Source organism: Janthinobacterium sp. TPC_1 (genome assembly GCF_056037845.1).
Map to the genome: position 1 here is coordinate 2036814 of NZ_CP195157.1, position 17850 is coordinate 2054663.

Genomic DNA, 17850 nt, shown 5'->3' on the forward strand with positions numbered 1-17850 from the left:
GTTTTCATATTGGCAAGCGATTGCCAGGCGCAGCAGCGCGCATGAACAAGGGCGGCCGTCTCCACAGGCTGCCCTTTTTCATGGCAGGGGCCAAACAGGAGTATGCTGCCGCCTTGCGCGGAGAAACTATCTGCTCCATGCCTACATTTTCTTGAAGATTGCATATTCCGTATGAGTATCCACGTATGAGCACTGGCACGACTGGAATCGAGTTAAAGACCCAACGCCGCAGCCTGGCTGAATTCGTCGAGCTGGTCTCGTCGATGCGCTTTGCCATCAGCCTGCTGACCCTGATCGCCGTCGCCTCCATCATCGGCACCGTGCTCAAGCAAAACGAGCCCATGCCCAATTATGTGAACCAGTTCGGTCCGTTCTGGTTCGCCGTCTTCGACAAGCTGAGCCTGTATTCCGTGTATTCGGCCTGGTGGTTCCTCGTCATCATGGGTTTTCTGGTCGCCTCGACCTCGCTGTGCATCGTGCGCAATGCGCCGAAGATGCTCAAGGACATGCGCAGCTGGCGCGAAACCGTGCGCGAGCAATCGCTGCGCAATTTCCACCACAAGCTGGAATGGCAGGCGCCGCTGCCGCGCGCCGTGCTGGCGCAGCAGATGGTGATGCGCCTGAAAGACGCCGGCTACGGGGCCAAGGTCGTCGAGAAGGACAACGCCACCCTGGTGGCGGCCAAGCGGGGCGCCGCCAATAAATGGGGCTATATCTTTGCCCATGGCGCCATCGTCATCATTTGCGTGGGCGGCTTGCTCGATTCGGAAATGCCGATCCGCGTACAGCAATTTCTTTGGCAAGACGCCGTTTTCCGGCGTTTTCCGGCAGCGGCGTGATCGCCGATATTCCCGCCCAGCACCGTTTGAGCCTGTCGAATCCTACTTTCCGCGGCAATACCATGATCCCGGAAGGCTCGTCGAGCAACACGGCCATCATTCCCCAGGCCGATGGCGTGCTGATCCAGGATCTGCCCATCACCATCCTGCTGAAGAAATTCCACATCGATTTCTATAGCACGGGCATGCCCAAGCTGTTCGCCAGCGATGTGGTCGTCACCGACCATGCAACGGGAGAAAGTTTCCCCGCGACCATCAAAGTCAACCAGCCGCTGCTGTACAAGGGCCTGGCCCTGTACCAGTCCAGCTTTGAAGATGGCGGCAGCAAGCTCAAGTTGACTGGTTTTCCCATGACGGGCAAGACGACGAAACGCTTCGATATCGGCGGCGAAGTGGGCGGCAGCACGCCGCTCGAGCGCAGCGACGGCAATTCCTACACGGTGGAATGGTCGGGTTTCCGTCCGTTTAACGTGGAAAACCTCAGCGCGGGCCAGGATGCGCGCGCCGTCAGCAAGGCGGAAAGTTTCAACGATAAATTCGCCGTCGGCCTCGATAAACGCCTCGGGTCGGCCGCGAAGAACGCGCATAACAAGGATCTCAAGAACGTCGGTCCCTCGGTGCAATACAAATTGCGCGACAAGACGGGCCAGGCGCGCGAGTACCAGAATTACATGCAGCCCGTCACGGTCGATGGCACGACGGTGTTTCTGGCCGGCATGCGTGTCAACCCCAGCGACCCGTTCAGCTATCTGCGCATTCCCGCCGATGACAATTACAGTGTGAACGAATGGATGCGTTTGCGTGCCGCGCTGCAAGATCCCGCGCTGCGCCAGCAGGCTGCCGCACGCTATGCGGCGCGCGCCATGCCGCAGGCGAACGCGGAAGCCTTGCGCGGCCAGTTGCAGGAATCGGCGGCGAAAAGCCTGGGTATCTTTGCCGGCAATGGACAAGAGGGCGGTTTCCTCGCCATTTCGCGTTTCCTGGAGAAAGTTCCGACGGCCGAGCAAGAAAAAGCGGCCGATATCTTCATGAAAATCTTGAATGGCAGCCTGTGGGACTTGTGGCAGGCGGCGCGCGCCCAGGATGGCTTGAAAGCCATCGAGGCCGATGACAAGCACGGCCGCTTCCTGCAGCTGGCCACGAATGCGCTGTCCGACAGCTTCTTCTATGGCGCGCCCGTGTATCTGCAACTCGACGAGTTTACGGAGATCAAGGCGTCCGTGCTGCAAGTGACGCGTTCGCCGGGCAAGAGCGTGGTCTACCTCGGTTGCCTGTTCCTCGTGATCGGCGTATTTTCCATGTTTTATATCCGCGAGCGCCGCCTGTGGGTGTGGATCAAGGATGGCGAGGGCGGCAGCGAAGCCCTGATGGCCATGAGCACGCAACGCAAGACCCTGGATTTTGAAAAAGAATTTGAGACTTTGAAGGCAAAGCTGCCGCAATCGGCGTAAGCTGCGCTGAGTTGGATTGGCTGAGTTTCGGGACGCTTGCGCGTCGCCGGGAATGGAGAAAATGATGGAATTGGCAAACAAGCAAATATATACGCAGGAACCAGGATTTTTCAAGCGCCTGAGCCTGATCGATTGGCTGTATGGCGCCGGCTTGCTGGCCGCCTCGCTGTTCGGCCTGATGCGCTTTGGCGCCTTCATGGATATCTACGAAAAAGCCATCCTGCTGGCCGCGGCGCCCACGTTCGCGTGGCTGGGCTGGTACTGGAAGCCCGTGCGCTGGCTGATCCCGCTGGCGGCCGTGCTGTCGCTGTTCGCCATCGAACTGTACGCGGGCCATCTGGACATGGCGAACCAGAAATTCTTCCTGAAATACATCTTGTCGAGCCAGTCCGCCATCCTGTGGATGGGCACCCTGTTCGTGCTGTCGACCCTGTTCTACTGGATCGGCCTGGTGGCGCGCTCGGAATTCGGCTCGTCCGTCGGCTCCCTGCTGTGCTGGGCCGGCGTGGTGCTGGGCCTGACGGGCATGCTGGTGCGCTGGTACGAGTCTTACCTGATCGGCGCCGACGTGGGCCACATTCCCGTGTCGAACCTGTATGAAGTGTTCATCCTGTTTTCCTTGATCACGGCCATGTTCTACCTGTATTACGAGCAGCACTACGCGACGCGCCAGCTGGGCGCCTTCGTCATGCTGGTCATTTCGGCGGCCGTCGTGTTCCTGATGTGGTACACGGTCACGCGCGACGCGGCCGAAATCCAGCCGCTGGTGCCGGCCCTGCAAAGCTGGTGGATGAAGATCCACGTACCCGCCAACTTCATCGGCTACGGCACCTTCGCCCTGTCGGCCATGGTGGCGGCGGCCTACCTGCTCAAATCGAGCGGCTACCTGGTCGACCGCCTGCCGTCGCTGGAAGTGCTCGACGACGTCATGTACAAGGCCATTTCCGTCGGCTTCGCCTTCTTCACAGTAGCGACCATCCTGGGCGCCCTGTGGGCGGCCGAAGCATGGGCGGCTACTGGTCGTGGGACCCGAAAGAAACGTGGGCGCTGATCGTCTGGCTCAACTATGCAGCCTGGCTGCACATGCGCCTGATGACGGGCTTGCGCGGCCGCGTCGCCTCGTGGTGGGCGCTGGTGGGCTTGCTGGTGACGACGTTTGCCTTCCTGGGCGTGAATATGTTTCTCTCCGGCCTGCATTCTTACGGCAAGCTTTAATGACAGAAGCGTCATGAACGGCCCGGGAAAACTGGTGTAAGGTACAAATCATCACCTTTTCCCGGAGCCGCCATGTTGATCAAGCGCAGTCCCAACGGCATTGAGTTGCCGTATTCTTCCGAAATCACGCCGCGCGCCGTGTTTGAATCGCGCCGCAGCTTCATCAAGCAAATCGCCCTGGGCTCCGTGTCCAGCGCGGCCTTGCTGGAAATGGCCAGCCGCGAAGCGTTCGCGCAAGGCACCAATCCCAAGCTGGCTGCCAAGCTCAATCCTGCCTATTCGGCGCTGGACAAGCCAGACGGCCTATAAAGACGCCACCAGCTACAACAATTTCTACGAATTCGGCACGGACAAGAGCGACCCGGCGCAAAACGCGGGCACCCTGCGCACGCGGCCGTGGACCGTCAGTATCGAAGGTGAAGTCAGGAAGCCCATGACGCTCGATCTGGACGCCCTGTTGAAGCTGGCGCCGCTGGAAGAGCGCGTGTACCGGCTGCGCTGCGTGGAAGGCTGGTCGATGGTGATTCCGTGGGTTGGTTATTCCTTCTCGGAAATCATCAAGAAGGTCGAGCCGACGGGCAATGCCAAGTATGTGGAATTCATCACCCTGGCCGACAAGAAGCAGATGCCGGGCGTGGGCAGCCGCGTGTTGCAGTGGCCCTATACGGAAGGCTTGCGCATCGATGAAGCGAACCATCCGCTGGCGCTGTTGACCCTGGGCATGTATGGCGAAACCTTGCCGAACCAGAATGGCGCGCCCGTGCGCATGGTCTTGCCGTGGAAATATGGTTTTAAATCCGCCAAATCCATCGTCAAGATCCGTTTCGTCAAGGAACAGCCGCGCACATCCTGGAACCTGTCGGCGCCGTCCGAATACGGTTTTTATTCCAACGTGAACCCGAACGTCGATCATCCGCGCTGGTCGCAGGCGTCCGAGCGGCGCATCGGCGAAGACGGCTTTCTCGCGCGCAAGCGCAAGACCCTGATGTTCAACGGCTACAACGATGTTGCTTCCTTGTATGCGGGCATGGATCTGAAGAAGTTCTTTTAAGGAAAGACCATGGCCCTCAACCCCACGCCGAGACAATTGTCGCTCCTCAAAAGCCTGGTTTTTCTGCTGGCGCTGCTGCCGTTTGCGCGCATGGTCTGGCTCACGTACACGGGGCAACTGGTGGAGCCGCTGGAATTCATCACGCGCGGCACGGGCGACTGGACCCTGTATTTTATCTGCATCAGCCTGGCGGTGACGCCCTTGCGCCGCTTCACGCAATGGAATTGGCTGATCAAGCTGCGGCGCATGCTGGGCCTGTTCGCGTTTTTCTACGCGGCGCTGCACTTCACCACGTTTTTATGGTTCGATCACTTTTTTGATGTGCAGGAAATGTGGAAGGATGTGCTCAAGCGGCCATTCATCACGGTGGGTTTTATTGCCTTCGTGCTGCTGATTCCGCTGGCCGTGACGAGCACGAACGGCATGGTGAAACGCCTGGGGGGCAAGCGCTGGCAGTGGCTGCACCGGTTGATCTATGTCATCGCCCCGCTCGGTATCTTGCACTTCTGGTGGATGAAGGCGGGCAAGCACAATTTCGCGCAACCGATCCTGTTTGGCAGTATCGTCGCGCTATTGCTGTTAATGCGTGTGTATTTTTTCTGGAGCAAGCGCGTCAAAAATGCCAGGGCGGCGAATGCCGCCACCCCGGTGCGCTCCGTTTAGGTCGCCGGCACGATCACCGGTGGCGGCGGCACGGGCGCAGGTTCGACGGGGCCTTTGGCCGGTGCGCCCTTGGCCGCTGCGGCTTGGGCAGGTACAGGGGGCCGGGCTGGCCGCAGCCGGCCAGGACGCTAGAAACCACAATGGCGGTGCCGATATAAAACGCTGAGGATGACTTCACGATTAGAATCACGGTTTGATTAAGATCTTTGGAGTGTAGCATGAGCGAATCGGAATTCCTGGCCCTGGCTGAAGCCACCCTGACCCAGATCGAGGCGGCGCTGGACCGGCTGAACGATGAAGACGTGCTCGACGTCGAATGCAGCCGCAGCGGCAATGTGCTGGAGATCGAATTCATCGATAACGGCACGAAAATCATCGTCAACAGCCAGGCCCCCATGCGCGAAATGTGGGTGGCCGCCCGTTCCGGTGGTTTTCATTACAAACGCGTGGGCGACGAATGGATCAACACGCGCGACGGTTCGGAACTGTTTGCGGCCTTGTCCAGCATGGCCAGCGAGCAGGCGGGTGCGCCGGTGGTATTGAAGTAATTGTTTTAGCCGCGCGCAATCAAAAAGGGCAGCCTCTTCAGGCTGCCCTTTTTTGCATCAAACGATCTTAAAACAACTCGTTCTTGACGGCTTCCTTGGCTTTTTTTTTCTTCCTCCGGCGTACCGCGCGCCGCGCCTTCCAGGCTGCCTACGCCCGTGCCCGGTGGATTTTCCGCATAGTAATACTCGTCGCCAACATGGATCAGGCCTTCCGGCACGGCGCGTTCCTCGACGGGAATGCTCTTCAATGCCTTGGCCATATAGTTGATCCAGATCGGCAAGGCCAGGCCGCCGCCCGTTTCTCGGTTACCCAGGTTGCGCGGCTGGTCGTAGCCGATCCAGGCGATGCCCACCAGCTTGGCCTGGTAGCCGGCGAACCAGGCGTCGATGGAATCGTTGGTCGTGCCCGTCTTGCCGGCCAGGTCAGGGCGCTTCAATGCCATGGCTTTATTTGCCGTACCGAAGCGCACGACGTCGTTGAGCATGCTGTTCATCATGAAGGCATTGCGCTCATCGATGACGCGGTTGGCTTCCTCGCCCGCCAGGTCCGGCTTGGCTTGCGACAACACATTGCCGTCGCTGTCGGTCACCTTGGCAATCAGATACGGGTTGATCTTGTAGCCGCCGTTGGCGAACACGGCATACGCGCCCGCCATCTGCAGTGGCGTCACGTTGCCGGCGCCCAGGGCCAGGGTCAGGTACGGCGGGTTCTTGTCCGCATCAAAGCCGAAGCGCGTCGCGTATTCCTGGCCATACTTGGCGCCGATCTTGTGCAGGATGCGGATGGAAATCATGTTCTTCGATTTCATCAGACCCTTGCGCATGGTCATCGGACCGTCGTACTTGCTGTCGTAGTTCTTCGGTTCCCACGCCTGGCCGCCCGTCTGGCCCGCGTCGAACGAGATCGGCGCATCGTTGATGATGGTGGCCGGCGACAGGCCCCGTTCCAGCGAAGCGGAATAGATGAAGGGCTTGAAGGCCGAACCGGGCTGGCGCCACGCCTGCGTGACGTGGTTGAACTTGTTGCGGTTGTAATCGAAGCCGCCCACCATGGCGCGGATGGCGCCGTCGGTGGTGCTGGCCGAGACGAAGGCCGATTGCACTTCCGGCATCTGCGTCAAGACCCAGGTGTTGCCTTCCTGCATGACGCGGATCACGGCGCCGCGCTTGATGCGGCGGTTCGGCGCCGCTTTTTCCGACAGCCAGGCCGCGCCAAAGGTCAGGCCGGGGCCGGTAATGGTGATTTCCTCGCCGGCCGAGGTGACGGCCTGGATGGACTTGGGCGACGCCTGCAGCACCATGGCGGCGATGATGTCATCGCTGTCCGGGTGGTCGGCCAGTTCCGTCTCGATCGCGTCATCGGCTTCGGCCTTGGTTTTCGGAATCTCGATATATGCCTCCGGGCCGCGGTAGCCGTGGCGTTTCTCGTAATCCATCACGCCCTTGCGCAAGGCGATGTAGGCGGCGTCCTGGTCGGCCTTGGTGATGGTGGTGTAGACGTTCAGGCCGCGCGTGTAGGTGTCTTCCTTGAATTGCTCGTAGACAAGCTGACGCGCCATTTCCGACACGTATTCCGCGTGCACGCCGAAGGCGCTGCTATCGGTTTTCACTTTCAGCTCTTCATTCTTGGCTTCCGTGTACTGCTCTGGCGTGATGTAGCCCAGCTGCGCCATGCGCTGCAGGATGTATTGCTGGCGCATGCGCGCGCGCTTCGGATTGACGACGGGGTTGTAGGCCGATGGCGCCTTCGGCAAGCCAGCCAGCATGGCCGCTTCGGCCACGGTGAGGTCCTGGATATTCTTGCCGAAATAGATTTGCGCGGCCGACGCGAAGCCGTAGGCGCGCTGTCCCAGATAAATCTGGTTCATATACACTTCGAGGATCTGGTCCTTGCTGAGGTTTTTCTCGATCTTCCACGCCAGCAATACTTCATACGCCTTGCGTTTCAGGGTCTGTTCGCTGGACAGGAAGAAATTGCGCGCCACCTGCTGCGTGATGGTCGACGCGCCTTGCTTGGCGCCGCCCGTCAGATTGTGCAGGGCCGCGCGCGTGATACCGAGGTAATCAACGCCGCCATGCTCATAGAAGCGGTCATCCTCGATGGCCAGCACGGCTTTCTTCATGACATCGGGAATATCCTTGATGTGCACCATGTTGCGCCGTTCCTCGCCGAATTCACCGATCAGCACACTGTCGGACGTGAACACGCGCAGCGGCATCTTGGGCTTGTAATCGGTCAAGGTATCGAGCGCCGGCAGGTTCGGATAGGCCATGGCCAAGCCAAAGACCACCAGCAAGACGCCGACGATGCCCAGGCCCAGCAGCGATACCAGGGCCATCAGCAGAAAACGTTTGGGTTTGCTGCCCTTGGTGGGCGGCTTCGAGCCAGCGGAGCCAGCGGAGTTTGAAGATGTCATGCGTCGTATGTCTTTCGGTTAATTATGCCGGCCAATTATAAGCGAGCTTGCCGGGGTGGCAGCGCGCCGTGGCGCTTGCCCGGGGGCAGTGTCGAAACTTGCCGATACTCTATATAAGCGTGTATGGGCCCGCTGGCAACCAGGATTTGGTAACAATTATTCTGCGCCAGATCACGGCCGGGCCAGATAGGCGCCGCGTACCGCAGACTCCGGCGTGAAATCCATTTACAAGCCAGCGCTGCCAGGACTAGGCTTTCGAATGGCAGGAACTCCTCCCACGCTGACGTTTCTCTATGAAAAACATGTCTATCAGCAATTTTTTTGGCGCCGGCTTGCTGGGCGTCGACATCGCGGACGATGCCGTGCGCGTGGTCGAGTTGCGGCGCGGCGGGGAAAACTGTCGTGCCGGCATTGCGGCAGCGCCGCACTGGCTGCTGGAATAATGCTTGAAGGCAGTGTCGAAGATCTGCCGGGCCTGGCCGATGCCCTGCGCCAGGCCCACCGCGACAGCGGCAGCGGCTGCACGCGGGTGGCGCTGGCCATGCCGGCCACGGCCCTGATCACGCATGCGATCCGCTTGCCCGCAGGATTGCCGGAGGAACAGCTGGAAATCCTCGTGGGAACTGGACGCGGCGCAATACATGCCGTTTGCGCTGGAAGATGCCAGCCTGGATTTTGTCACTCTCGGCCCCGCGCCGCCGCTGGCCGGCACGACAGGCAAGGAGGTCGACGTGCTGCTGGTGGCGGCGCGGCGCGCCACCGTGCAGCGCCGTCTCGATGCGGCCACGGCGGCGGGTTTGCAGGCCGTGGTCATGGATAGCGAGGCGCTGGCCCTGCAGGCGGCGCTCGCGCACGGTGGCTGGCAAGCCTTGCCCGATGGTGGCGTGGCGTACCAGTTGGCCTGGGGCCTGGCCTTGCACCGGTACGCCCGATGAAAGTCCGCACGCAAGTGCTGTGCATCAACCTTGTGCCGTATCGCCAGGCGGCACGCCGCAGGCGTATTCAGCTGCTGCTGTGGCAACTGGCGGGTGGGGCGTTGCTGGGCTTGCTAGTGGCCCTGGCGGCAGGGGCTTGGCTACAGCACCAGCTCGACGCGCAGCTGCGCCGCCAGGAGGGCTGGCGCAGTGCCATGCAGCAAGTCGAGGTCGTCCTTGCCGCCGGCAAGCGGGTGCAGGGCGAGACGGCGGCACTGCTGCTGCGCCAGCAGGCCATCGCCAATTTGCAAGAGCAACGCAATGCCTGGGTCCGCATGCTGGACGCGCTGGCGCGCGCGATGCCGGCTGGCGTGGCCTTGCACAGTGTGCGCCAGGAAACGGCGATGGTGCGCTTGCAAGGGCATGCCGTTTCGCAGGAAAAGGTCGCGGCACTATTGTTGGCGCTGGCGCAGGCCGCGCCCTGGTCCCAGCCGGAAGTGCTTGAAGTGCGCGGCGCGGCAGATGGCGCCGTGGAATGGACGATACGGCTGGCGTTGGCACCCGCCGGGCAATCTTAGTCGTGGAGGTTGATCATGCTGAGCTTGAAGACCGCGTCGCTGTGGCCGCTACCCGCGCGCCTCGCTTGCGCCACCCTGGCCGGTTCGCTGGTGGCGGCCCTGCTGCACCTTGCTTGGCTCGATGGCCTGTTGGCGGCCGTGCAGGCGGGGCAAGGCGAGGAGGCCCGCCTGCACGCCGCTTATTTGTCGGCGCAGGCCAGGGCGAAGCAGTTGCCGCAGTGGCGCGCGCAGCAGCGCCAGGCCGGCGCCGAGCTTGCCCTCCTGGAACAGCAATTGCCCGACCAGCAGGCGATGGCGGTGCTGTTGACGGATATCAATGCCGCAGGCCAGTCGCGCGGCTTGCAATTTTCGCTGTTCAAGCCCGGCGCGGCCCAGCCGCAAGCACCGTATGTTGCCTTGCCGATCGCCATACAGTTGCGCGGCAGCTATCATGCCATGGGCGCGCTGCTGGCGGATCTGGCGCGCTTGCCGCGCATCGTCACGGTGCATGAGCTGGCCTTGAACCTCGGCAAGGATCGCTTGCTGACCCTGGATGCCGTGCTGCACGCGTATCGCTTGCCCGAAGCGGGAGAACGGGCGGCGCAAGCGGCTTTGGTGCCCAAGGCAGGCACGCCTGTAGCCGTAGCGGCATGGCGCCCGCTTGCCGCTGTCACGCCGCATCCCTATGAGGCGGCCGCGCTGGCCGATCCCTTCAATGCATTGCCGCCAGCGCCCGCGCCGGGTCAGCGGGGCAACGTGGCGGGGCCCGACCCGCGCCGCGTGCGTGAACCGCTGGAAAGCGTGGCCTTGCCTGCCATCAGCATGGTGGGCAGCGTGCAGCAGGACGGGCGCCTGAACGCGCTGCTGCTGGCGGGCCAGCGCGTGTACCGGGTGGCGGTGGGCCAGTATCTGGGGCAAGACCACGGTGTGGTGACGGAGATCAGCGAACAGGCGGTGCAGTACCGTGAATTGCTGCGCGAGGCGGATGGCCCGTGGCGCGAGCGGCGCGGCAGCCTGGCCTTGCAGGTGGCGGGGACGAAAGCCAGCCTGCCCGAGGCGGCGCCATGAGGCCGCGCCGCATGCTCCTGGCCGTCATGCTGTGTCTGCATGCCTGCGGCCTTGCCCAGGAGGCGGTGGTGCACGTGTCGGCCCCGCGCCCTTACGCGGGCGAGAAGATCTCCGTCGATTTCCAGAACGTGGGCGTGCGCGCGGCCCTGCACATCCTGGCTGATGCCTCCGGGCAAAACATCATCGCCAGCGACAGCGTGGCGGGCAATGTGACGCTGCGCCTGCACGACTTGCCGTGGGACCAGGCGCTCGACGTGCTGTTGCAGGCCAAGGGCCTGGACATGCGGCGCAACGGCAACGTGCTGTGGATCGCGCCGCGCGAGGAAATGCTGGCGCGCGAAAAGCTGGAGCTCGAAACGCGCGCGCAGATTGCCGAACTCGAACCTTTGCAATCGGCCATCTTCCAGCTCAATTACCAGAAGGCCGAAGCGTTCCGCAGCGTGTTCGGCCTCGATGCTGGGGAAGGGCGCAGCCGGCTGCTGTCGCGCCGTGGCAGCGTGCTCATCGAGCCGCGCACGAACCAGCTGTTCGTGACGGACGTGCCGGCGCGCCTGGAGCAGATCCGGCAACTGATCGCCAAGACAGATATTGCGACGCGGCAAGTGATGATCGAGGCGCGCATCGTCGAGGCGAACGACAGTTTCAGCCGCAACCTCGGTGCGCGCCTGGGTTTTACGGACCAGCGCCTGGCGGCGGGCCAGCTGCCCGGTTTTTCCCTGGGCGGCAGCGGGCGCCGCGCGGCCATCGGCGGCACGTATCAGGGCGTGGGCGAGGCGACGGGGCAAACGGTGGCGGGCAGCGGCGCCTTCGTGCCGAACACGCAATTCGTCAACTTGCCGGCCGCCAGCATCAACGGCTTGCAGCCGGCCAGCTTCGCCCTGAGCCTGTTTTCGGCGGCCGCCAACCGCTTTTTGAATCTGGAACTGTCCGCGCTGGAAGCGGACGGCAGGGGCAAGATTATTTCCAGCCCCCGCGTGGTGACGGCCGACAAGGTGCTGGCGCTGATCGAGCAGGGCATCGAGCTGCCGTATCAGGTGGCCACCAGCAGCGGCGCCACGTCGATCACGTTTCGCAAGGCGAATTTGCGCCTGGAAGTGACGCCGCAGATTACGCCGGACGGCAACGTGGTGCTGGAAGTGGACGTCAACAAGGATAGCGTGGGCCAGGAAACGCGCTCCGGCTTCGCCATCGACACCAAGCACGTGCGCACGCAAGTGATGGTGGAAGACGGCGGCACGGTGGTACTGGGCGGCATTTATCAGCAATCGGAACGGGGCACGGACAGCAAGGTGCCAATTCTTGGCGACATCCCCGTGTTCGGTGTTTTTTTCCGCAGCACGGGCCGCAGTCAAGAAAAAACGGAACTGATGGTGTTTATTACGCCGAAAATAGTGGCAGATCGGCCAGCAACACGTTAATGTCACATCTTTACGTTTAAGTAACAATGCAAACGAAAGCGGACTGATGGCGACTATGCGGAATGTATCTTGTGGCAACACTTATTGGAGTCGGGTATTGAATTGGCTGGTCTTGCTGGCGCTGGCAACCTTGCTGGCCGCGTGTGGCGGCGGTGGCGGTGATCCGACCATCGATGGCGGCAGCAGTGGCGGCACGACCGGTGGCGTGGCCGCGACGGTCATGGTGAGCCTGTTGAACGCGGCTGGCCAGCCCAGCAATGCATTGAGCAGCACGACGCCGCTGACGGCCAAGGCGTTGGTGACCGATTTGAACGGGAAACCGATCAGCGACGTGTTGGTGGCATTCTCGACTGACAATACCATGGCAGTGATGTCACCATCGGTAGGGACGGCACTGACCGATGCGACAGGTACGGCCAGCGTAACGCTGCGTCCTTTCAGTCTGTCGGCCAGCGGCGCCGCCACATTGCGGGCGACCACGACGGCCAATGGTGCCGTTGCGAGCAGCCAGATCAATTATGTGCTGGGAGCCACCGACCTGAGTGCGGCGAACATGCGGTTTTCGCCCGCCAGCATCCCGGCCTATGGCACCACCAACGTCACGGTTGATGTCATGGCTGGTACCAGCCTGTACACGGGATCAGGCCAGACGGTCAATTTCAGTTCGACTTGCGTGGCGGCCGGCAAGGCTAGCGTGACCAGTGGCGTGCCGGTCGTCAATGGCAAGGCCACAGCTGTTTTCCGCGACCTGGGTTGCAATGACTACGATATGGTCAATGCCACAGTGCCGGGCAGCGCTTCCATGTATCACGCGACGCTGCCGATCGGCCGCGTCGCGCCGGCATCGGTACAATTTTCCAGCGTCAGTCCGGTCGGCAAATCGATCGTGATTCAAGGGCAGGGCGGCATAGCGCGCACGGAAATGGCTACGCTCACTTTCCGCGTATTCGATACTTTCAACAAACCGCTGGTCGGCCAGGAAGTGACGTTTTCGTTGTTGAACGGCCCTGGCATGACGCTCAATAAAGTGAAAGACACGACGGATGCCAATGGTGACGTCATCACCACCGTGAATTCCGGCACCACCCCGACCACCTTCCGTGTCAAGGCCAGCCTGGCCTCTGGCATTTCCACCTTGTCCGATTCCATCCTGGTAACGACGGGTTTGCCAGTGCAAACGGCGTTTTCGCTCAGCTCCGTCAAGTCCAGCGTGGAAGGCTGGTCGTATGACAGCCCCTTAGGCACCCCTGCCACGACCGTCACTATCTTGCTGGCAGACCAAGCTGGCAACCCTGTTCCTGACGGCACGCCGGTGGTATTTCAGAGCAATTTGGGCGCCATCGGCTCGTCCAGCATGGGCGGCTGCACTACCATGAATGGCGGCTGCTCGGTCGACTTCCGCAGCCAGAACCCGCGTGTGGCGACCAATCCACCTGTCACACCCTGTAATGATGTCAGCAATGGCGGCACGGCCGACAGCCTGTGGCCCGGTCTTGCTACCGTCTGCGCCAGCACTTCGGACGGCAGCAAGACGTTGTTCGCGAAGATCGCCATCTTCCTGAGCGGCAGCCGTCCCGAAAATGTCATGCTGTTCGATCAGTCGGCCCAGGTAAGCCTGGATCGCAGCACCTATGATCTTGGAAGCGTTTCAGCTGCTGCAGTGCGCGTCAATTCAGCTTGAGATTCAGCGATTTGCATCAAAACCCCATGCCCTCCGGGACCACGGTCGCGATCACGAATATGATCAATGGCGTTGGATCCATCACTCCGGACAGCATACAAAATATCTATCCGCACAACACGCTTGGCGTGGATGACCGTACTGGAGGCAACATTCAAGGTAACCAGGGAGGCCGGCATGCCGTTACAATTAACAGCCTGACGCCGACAAATTGTGTAGCGAATGTGGTCAGCACGTTTAATGTAACAGTGACGACGCCGCTGGGTAACGCCACCAGTTACCCGTTTAGACTGACATTCTCCTGTCCTTGACGTAAGGGGAAACGGGCGCCGTAGAGGCGGCGCCTGCTTATTTTCTGATTGATATAAAAAGTGTCCGAAATTTCCAACAGTAATATCTTTCTTGTCGGCCTCATGGGCGCAGGCAAAACCACGATCGGGCGCATCCTGGCCCGCAAGCTGGGCTTGCGCTTTGTCGATTCCGACCACGAAATCGAGGCACGCACGGGAGCGACCATCCCGTGGATCTTCGAAATCGAGGGCGAGGCCAGCTTTCGCCGGCGCGAGGCCGAGGTCATCCGCGACCTGAGCGCCCAGGAAGGCATCGTCATGGCCACCGGCGGCGGGGCGATCCTCAACGCCGACAGCCGCGCCTACCTGAAGGAGCGGGGCACGGTCGTCTACCTGCGCGCCAGCGTCAGCAACATCCTGGCGCGCACCAGCCACGACAAGAACCGCCCCCTGCTGCAGACGGCGGACCCGCGCAAAAAGCTCGAGGAATTGACGGCGCAGCGCGAGCCCCATTACATGGAGGTGGCCGACATTGTGATCGACACGGGCCGTCCTAACGTACAATCGATGGTTCAGACCATCCTGATGCAGCTGGCCAGCCTCGAATGCGAGGCCTCGCCCAACTGCGTCATTCATGCAGAGCCTTCGATGAACGAGCAATCCAAAATGTTGTTGAGCGTAGACCTCGACGAACGCAGTTATCCGATCGCCATCGGTCCCGGCCTGCTGGCCGACGCCGATGCGCTGCTGCGCCATATCAGCGGCCACAAGGTGGCCATCGTCACCAACACCACCGTCGCGCCCCTGTACCTGGGCCGCCTGCAGGCGGCGCTGGCCAGCGATGGCCGCGAAGTGATCAGCATCGTCTTACCGGACGGTGAAGAATATAAGAACTGGGCCAGCCTGATGCAGATCTTCGACGCGCTGCTGGCCAATAAATGCGACCGCAAGACCACCCTGGTGGCGCTGGGCGGCGGCGTGATCGGCGACCTGACCGGCTATGCGGCCGCCAGTTACATGCGCGGCATCGGCTTCGTGCAGGTGCCCACCACCCTGCTGGCGCAGGTCGATTCCTCCGTCGGCGGCAAGACGGGCATCAACCACCCGCTGGGCAAGAACATGATCGGCGCCTTCTACCAGCCGCGCGCCGTGATCGCCGACACCTCGACCCTGGAAACCTTGCCCGCGCGCGAGCTGTCGGCCGGCCTGGCCGAAGTGATCAAGCATGGCGCCATCATCGATGCCGCCTTCTTCGACTGGATCGAGGCGAACATGGCCAAGCTGATGGCGCGCGACAAGGGGGCTTTGGCGTATGCGATTGCCCGCTCGTGCGAAATCAAGGCCGACGTGGTGCGCCAGGACGAACGCGAAGGCGGCTTGCGCGCCATCCTGAACTTCGGCCACACCTTCGGCCACGCCATCGAGGCGGGCCTCGGCTACGGCCACTGGCTGCACGGCGAAGCCGTCGGCTGCGGCATGGTGATGGCGGCCGACCTATCCTGCCGCATGGGCTATATCGACCAGGCGGCCGTGGAGCGCGTGCGCAAACTCGTCGCCGCCGCCGGCCTGCCCGTCAAGGCGCCCGACCTCGGTGTCGACCGCTGGCTGGAACTGATGGAAGTGGACAAGAAGAACGAGGGCGGCGCCATCAAGTTCATCCTGTTGAAACCCTTGGGCAGCCCGTGCATCACGTCCGCGCCGCACGAACTGGTGCTCGCTACCCTGGCCGCCGGAGTGCAATAACATGCTGCCCGAAGACTTCCTAGCCCCCTACGCAGCCCATTCGGCACAGGGGCAGGGACGTCGCTTTGCCGAAGCGGCGCACGCCTCGCGCAGCCAGTTCCAGCGCGACCGCGACCGCATCATCCATTCCTCGGCCTTCCGCCGCCTCGAATACAAGACCCAGGTTTTCCTCAATCACGAGGGAGACCTGTTCCGCACGCGCCTGACGCACAGCCTGGAAGTGGCGCAGGTGGGCCGCTCCATCGCGCGCAACCTGCGCCTGAACGAAGACCTGGTCGAAGCCATCGCGCTTGCGCATGACCTGGGCCACACGCCGTTCGGCCACGTGGGCCAGGACGTGCTCAACGAGTGCATGTGGGAGCACGGCGGCTTCGAGCACAACCTGCAAAGCCTGCGCGTGGTCGATACCCTGGAAGAGCATTACGGCGCGTTCGATGGCCTGAACCTGATGTTCGAGACGCGCGAAGGCATATTAAAACACTGCTCGCTGGCGCATGCGCGCGAGCTGGGGCCGGTGGCCCAGCGCTTCATCGACCGCACGCAACCGACACTGGAAGCGCAGCTGACCAACCTGGCCGATGAAATCGCCTACAACAGCCACGATATCGACGACGGCCTGCGCTCGGGCCTGATCACCATCGCGCAGCTGGAAGAGGTGGAATTCTTCGGCCGCCTGTGGCGCGACGTGCAGCAGGCGTTCCCGGGCCTGTCCGGCCGGCGCGCCATCTACGAGACCCTGCGCCGGCTGATCACGGCCCTGGCCGACGATCTCATCGTCACGTCGACGGCCCTGATTGCGGACGCCGTTCCCCGCGACGTCAGCGAAGTGCGCACCAGCCCTCCGCTGATCCGTTTTTCGGACGCCATGCGCAAGGATGCGACGGAGCTGAAACGCTTTTTAAGGGCGAACCTGTACCGTCACTACCAGGTCAACCGCATGCGCGTGAAGGCGAGCCGCATCGTGCGCGAACTGTACGACAGCTTCATGGCCGAACCGGCGCTGCTGCCGCCCGACTATCAGCTCAAGGATGGCGACGTCACGCAGCAGGCGCGCAAGATCGCCGACTACATCGCAGGCATGACGGACCGCTACGCGATCCGCGAGCACCGCCGGCTGTATTCGCTCGACGAGCTGTAGGCGTATTACTCCGCATTCTCTCGCCTGTCAATTGGCATGATCATCTAGGTTCCCGCACTATCACCCCAATACCCCCGTAGCGCCTTCTTTTCTATCATGGCAGCAAGTCAACAAGGGCTTGCCGCCCATAGTCAAGGAGAGTGTCATGATCGAATCGCGCCGCAGTTTCTTGCGCGCCTTGCCAGCCGTAACCATCGGGGCGGCCATCGCACCGCTGCCAGGCAAGGCCGCCACCAGGGGCGAAGGCGGCCAGCGCTGGGCGATGGTGGTCGATGTGCAGAAGTGCATCGGCTGCCAGGCTTGCACGGTCTCCTGCATCATGGAAAACGCCGTCCCGGAAAACAGCTTCCGCACCGTCGTCTCGACCTATGAAGTCAAGGAAGAAAACCGCTGCGGCACCTACATGCTGCCGCGCCTGTGCAACCACTGCGCCAATCCTCCCTGCATCCCCGTTTGTCCCGTGGGCGCCACTTTCCAGCGCAAGGATGGCGTCGTCGTCGTCGACGGCGACCGCTGCGTGGGCTGCGCCTACTGCGTGCAAGCCTGCCCGTACGACGCGCGCTTCATCAACCACGAGACGGGCAAGGCCGACAAATGCACGTTCTGCGCGCACCGCGTCGACGAAGGCTTGCTGCCGGCCTGCGTGGAAACCTGCGTGGGCGGCGCGCGCATCTTCGGCGACCTGAATGATCCGGAAAGCATGGTGCACCAGCTGCTGACCGAGAACAAGGTGAAGGTGCTCAAACCCGAGCAGGGCACCCAGCCCCACGTGTTTTACCTGGGATTGGACACGCGCTTCGCCGGCCACGTCGAAGGCGAAGCGACTCTTTGGCAACCGAGCAAACACGGGAAATAAA

At 62.0% G+C, this 17850-nt stretch carries 12 protein-coding genes and 5 pseudogenes; 15 read left to right on the plus strand and 2 right to left on the minus strand.

What is annotated here, in order from left to right:
* Positions 1-185 precede the first annotated feature (185 nt).
* From ACQVLG_RS09965 to ACQVLG_RS09980, 4 genes and pseudogenes are all read left to right on the plus strand, one after another.
* A pseudogene (locus tag ACQVLG_RS09965) lies at positions 186-2290 on the plus strand (cytochrome c biogenesis protein ResB).
* 64 nt (positions 2291-2354) lie between these two features.
* Positions 2355-3505: pseudogene (gene ccsB, locus ACQVLG_RS09970) on the plus strand (c-type cytochrome biogenesis protein CcsB).
* Between the two features lie 72 nt (positions 3506-3577).
* Positions 3578-4556 (plus strand): annotated as a pseudogene (gene msrP / locus ACQVLG_RS09975) (protein-methionine-sulfoxide reductase catalytic subunit MsrP).
* A gap of 9 nt (positions 4557-4565) precedes the next feature.
* Positions 4566-5219: a protein-methionine-sulfoxide reductase heme-binding subunit MsrQ gene (locus ACQVLG_RS09980; RefSeq protein ID WP_474294268.1), complete on the plus strand. Its 654-nt coding sequence runs from the start codon at positions 4566-4568 to the stop codon at positions 5217-5219.
* 13 nt (positions 5220-5232) lie between these two features.
* Here ACQVLG_RS09980 and lptM read toward each other — a convergent pair whose 3' ends face one another.
* Positions 5233-5439 (minus strand): LPS translocon maturation chaperone LptM, encoded by a 207-nt coding sequence (gene lptM, locus ACQVLG_RS09985; protein ID WP_474294270.1) that lies wholly within the window; start codon positions 5437-5439, stop codon positions 5233-5235.
* On the opposite strand from lptM, the gene cyaY reads away from it, so the two are divergent.
* Complete coding sequence (cyaY, locus tag ACQVLG_RS09990; RefSeq protein ID WP_092802037.1) at positions 5438-5767, plus strand: iron donor protein CyaY; 330 nt, start codon at positions 5438-5440, stop codon at positions 5765-5767. The two genes, lptM and cyaY, sit on opposite strands and share 2 nt — an antisense overlap.
* 5 nt (positions 5768-5772) lie before the next feature.
* On the opposite strand, the gene ACQVLG_RS09995 is transcribed toward cyaY, so the two are convergent.
* Entirely contained in the window at positions 5773-8184 is a 2412-nt protein-coding gene (locus tag ACQVLG_RS09995) for a penicillin-binding protein 1A (RefSeq protein ID WP_474294272.1), read from the minus strand.
* Between the two features lie 302 nt (positions 8185-8486).
* Between ACQVLG_RS09995 and ACQVLG_RS10000 the strand changes: the two genes are divergently transcribed.
* The 10 genes and pseudogenes from ACQVLG_RS10000 (at position 8487) to dsrO (ending at position 17849) form a co-directional block, all read left to right on the plus strand.
* Entirely contained in the window at positions 8487-8627 is a 141-nt protein-coding gene (locus ACQVLG_RS10000) for a hypothetical protein (protein ID WP_474294274.1), read from the plus strand.
* A pseudogene (locus ACQVLG_RS10005) lies at positions 8627-8719 on the plus strand (hypothetical protein); the annotation flags it as partial. The gene ACQVLG_RS10000 and the pseudogene ACQVLG_RS10005, both read left to right, overlap by 1 nt.
* A gap of 31 nt (positions 8720-8750) precedes the next feature.
* Positions 8751-9119, plus strand: a complete 369-nt coding sequence (gene pilM / locus ACQVLG_RS10010; protein WP_474294276.1) for a pilus assembly protein PilM — start codon at positions 8751-8753, stop codon at positions 9117-9119.
* Positions 9116-9676 carry a PilN domain-containing protein gene (locus ACQVLG_RS10015; RefSeq protein ID WP_474294278.1) on the plus strand — a complete coding sequence of 187 codons (561 nt, stop codon included), beginning with the start codon at positions 9116-9118 and terminating at the stop codon, positions 9674-9676. The genes pilM and ACQVLG_RS10015 overlap by 4 nt, the downstream gene beginning before the upstream one ends.
* A gap of 15 nt (positions 9677-9691) precedes the next feature.
* Entirely contained in the window at positions 9692-10723 is a 1032-nt protein-coding gene (locus ACQVLG_RS10020; protein WP_474294280.1) for a pilus assembly protein PilP, read from the plus strand.
* 92 nt (positions 10724-10815) lie between these two features.
* Positions 10816-12141, plus strand: a pseudogene (locus tag ACQVLG_RS10025) (type IV pilus secretin PilQ); the annotation flags it as partial.
* 112 nt (positions 12142-12253) lie between these two features.
* Positions 12254-13822 carry an Ig-like domain-containing protein gene (locus ACQVLG_RS10030; protein WP_474294282.1) on the plus strand — a complete coding sequence of 523 codons (1569 nt, stop codon included), beginning with the start codon at positions 12254-12256 and terminating at the stop codon, positions 13820-13822.
* 413 nt (positions 13823-14235) lie between these two features.
* Positions 14236-15855, plus strand: coding sequence for a bifunctional shikimate kinase/3-dehydroquinate synthase AroKB (gene aroKB, locus ACQVLG_RS10035; RefSeq protein WP_474294284.1), 1620 nt, complete (start codon positions 14236-14238; stop codon positions 15853-15855).
* 1 nt (position 15856) lies between these two features.
* Positions 15857-16993, plus strand: coding sequence for a deoxyguanosinetriphosphate triphosphohydrolase (locus ACQVLG_RS10040; protein WP_474294286.1), 1137 nt, complete (start codon positions 15857-15859; stop codon positions 16991-16993).
* Positions 16994-17138: 145 nt separating this feature from the next.
* A complete protein-coding gene (gene dsrO, locus ACQVLG_RS10045; protein ID WP_086139026.1) occupies positions 17139-17849 on the plus strand; it encodes a sulfate reduction electron transfer complex DsrMKJOP subunit DsrO in 711 nt (236 codons plus the stop codon).
* The last annotated feature ends 1 nt before the right edge of the window (position 17850 follow it).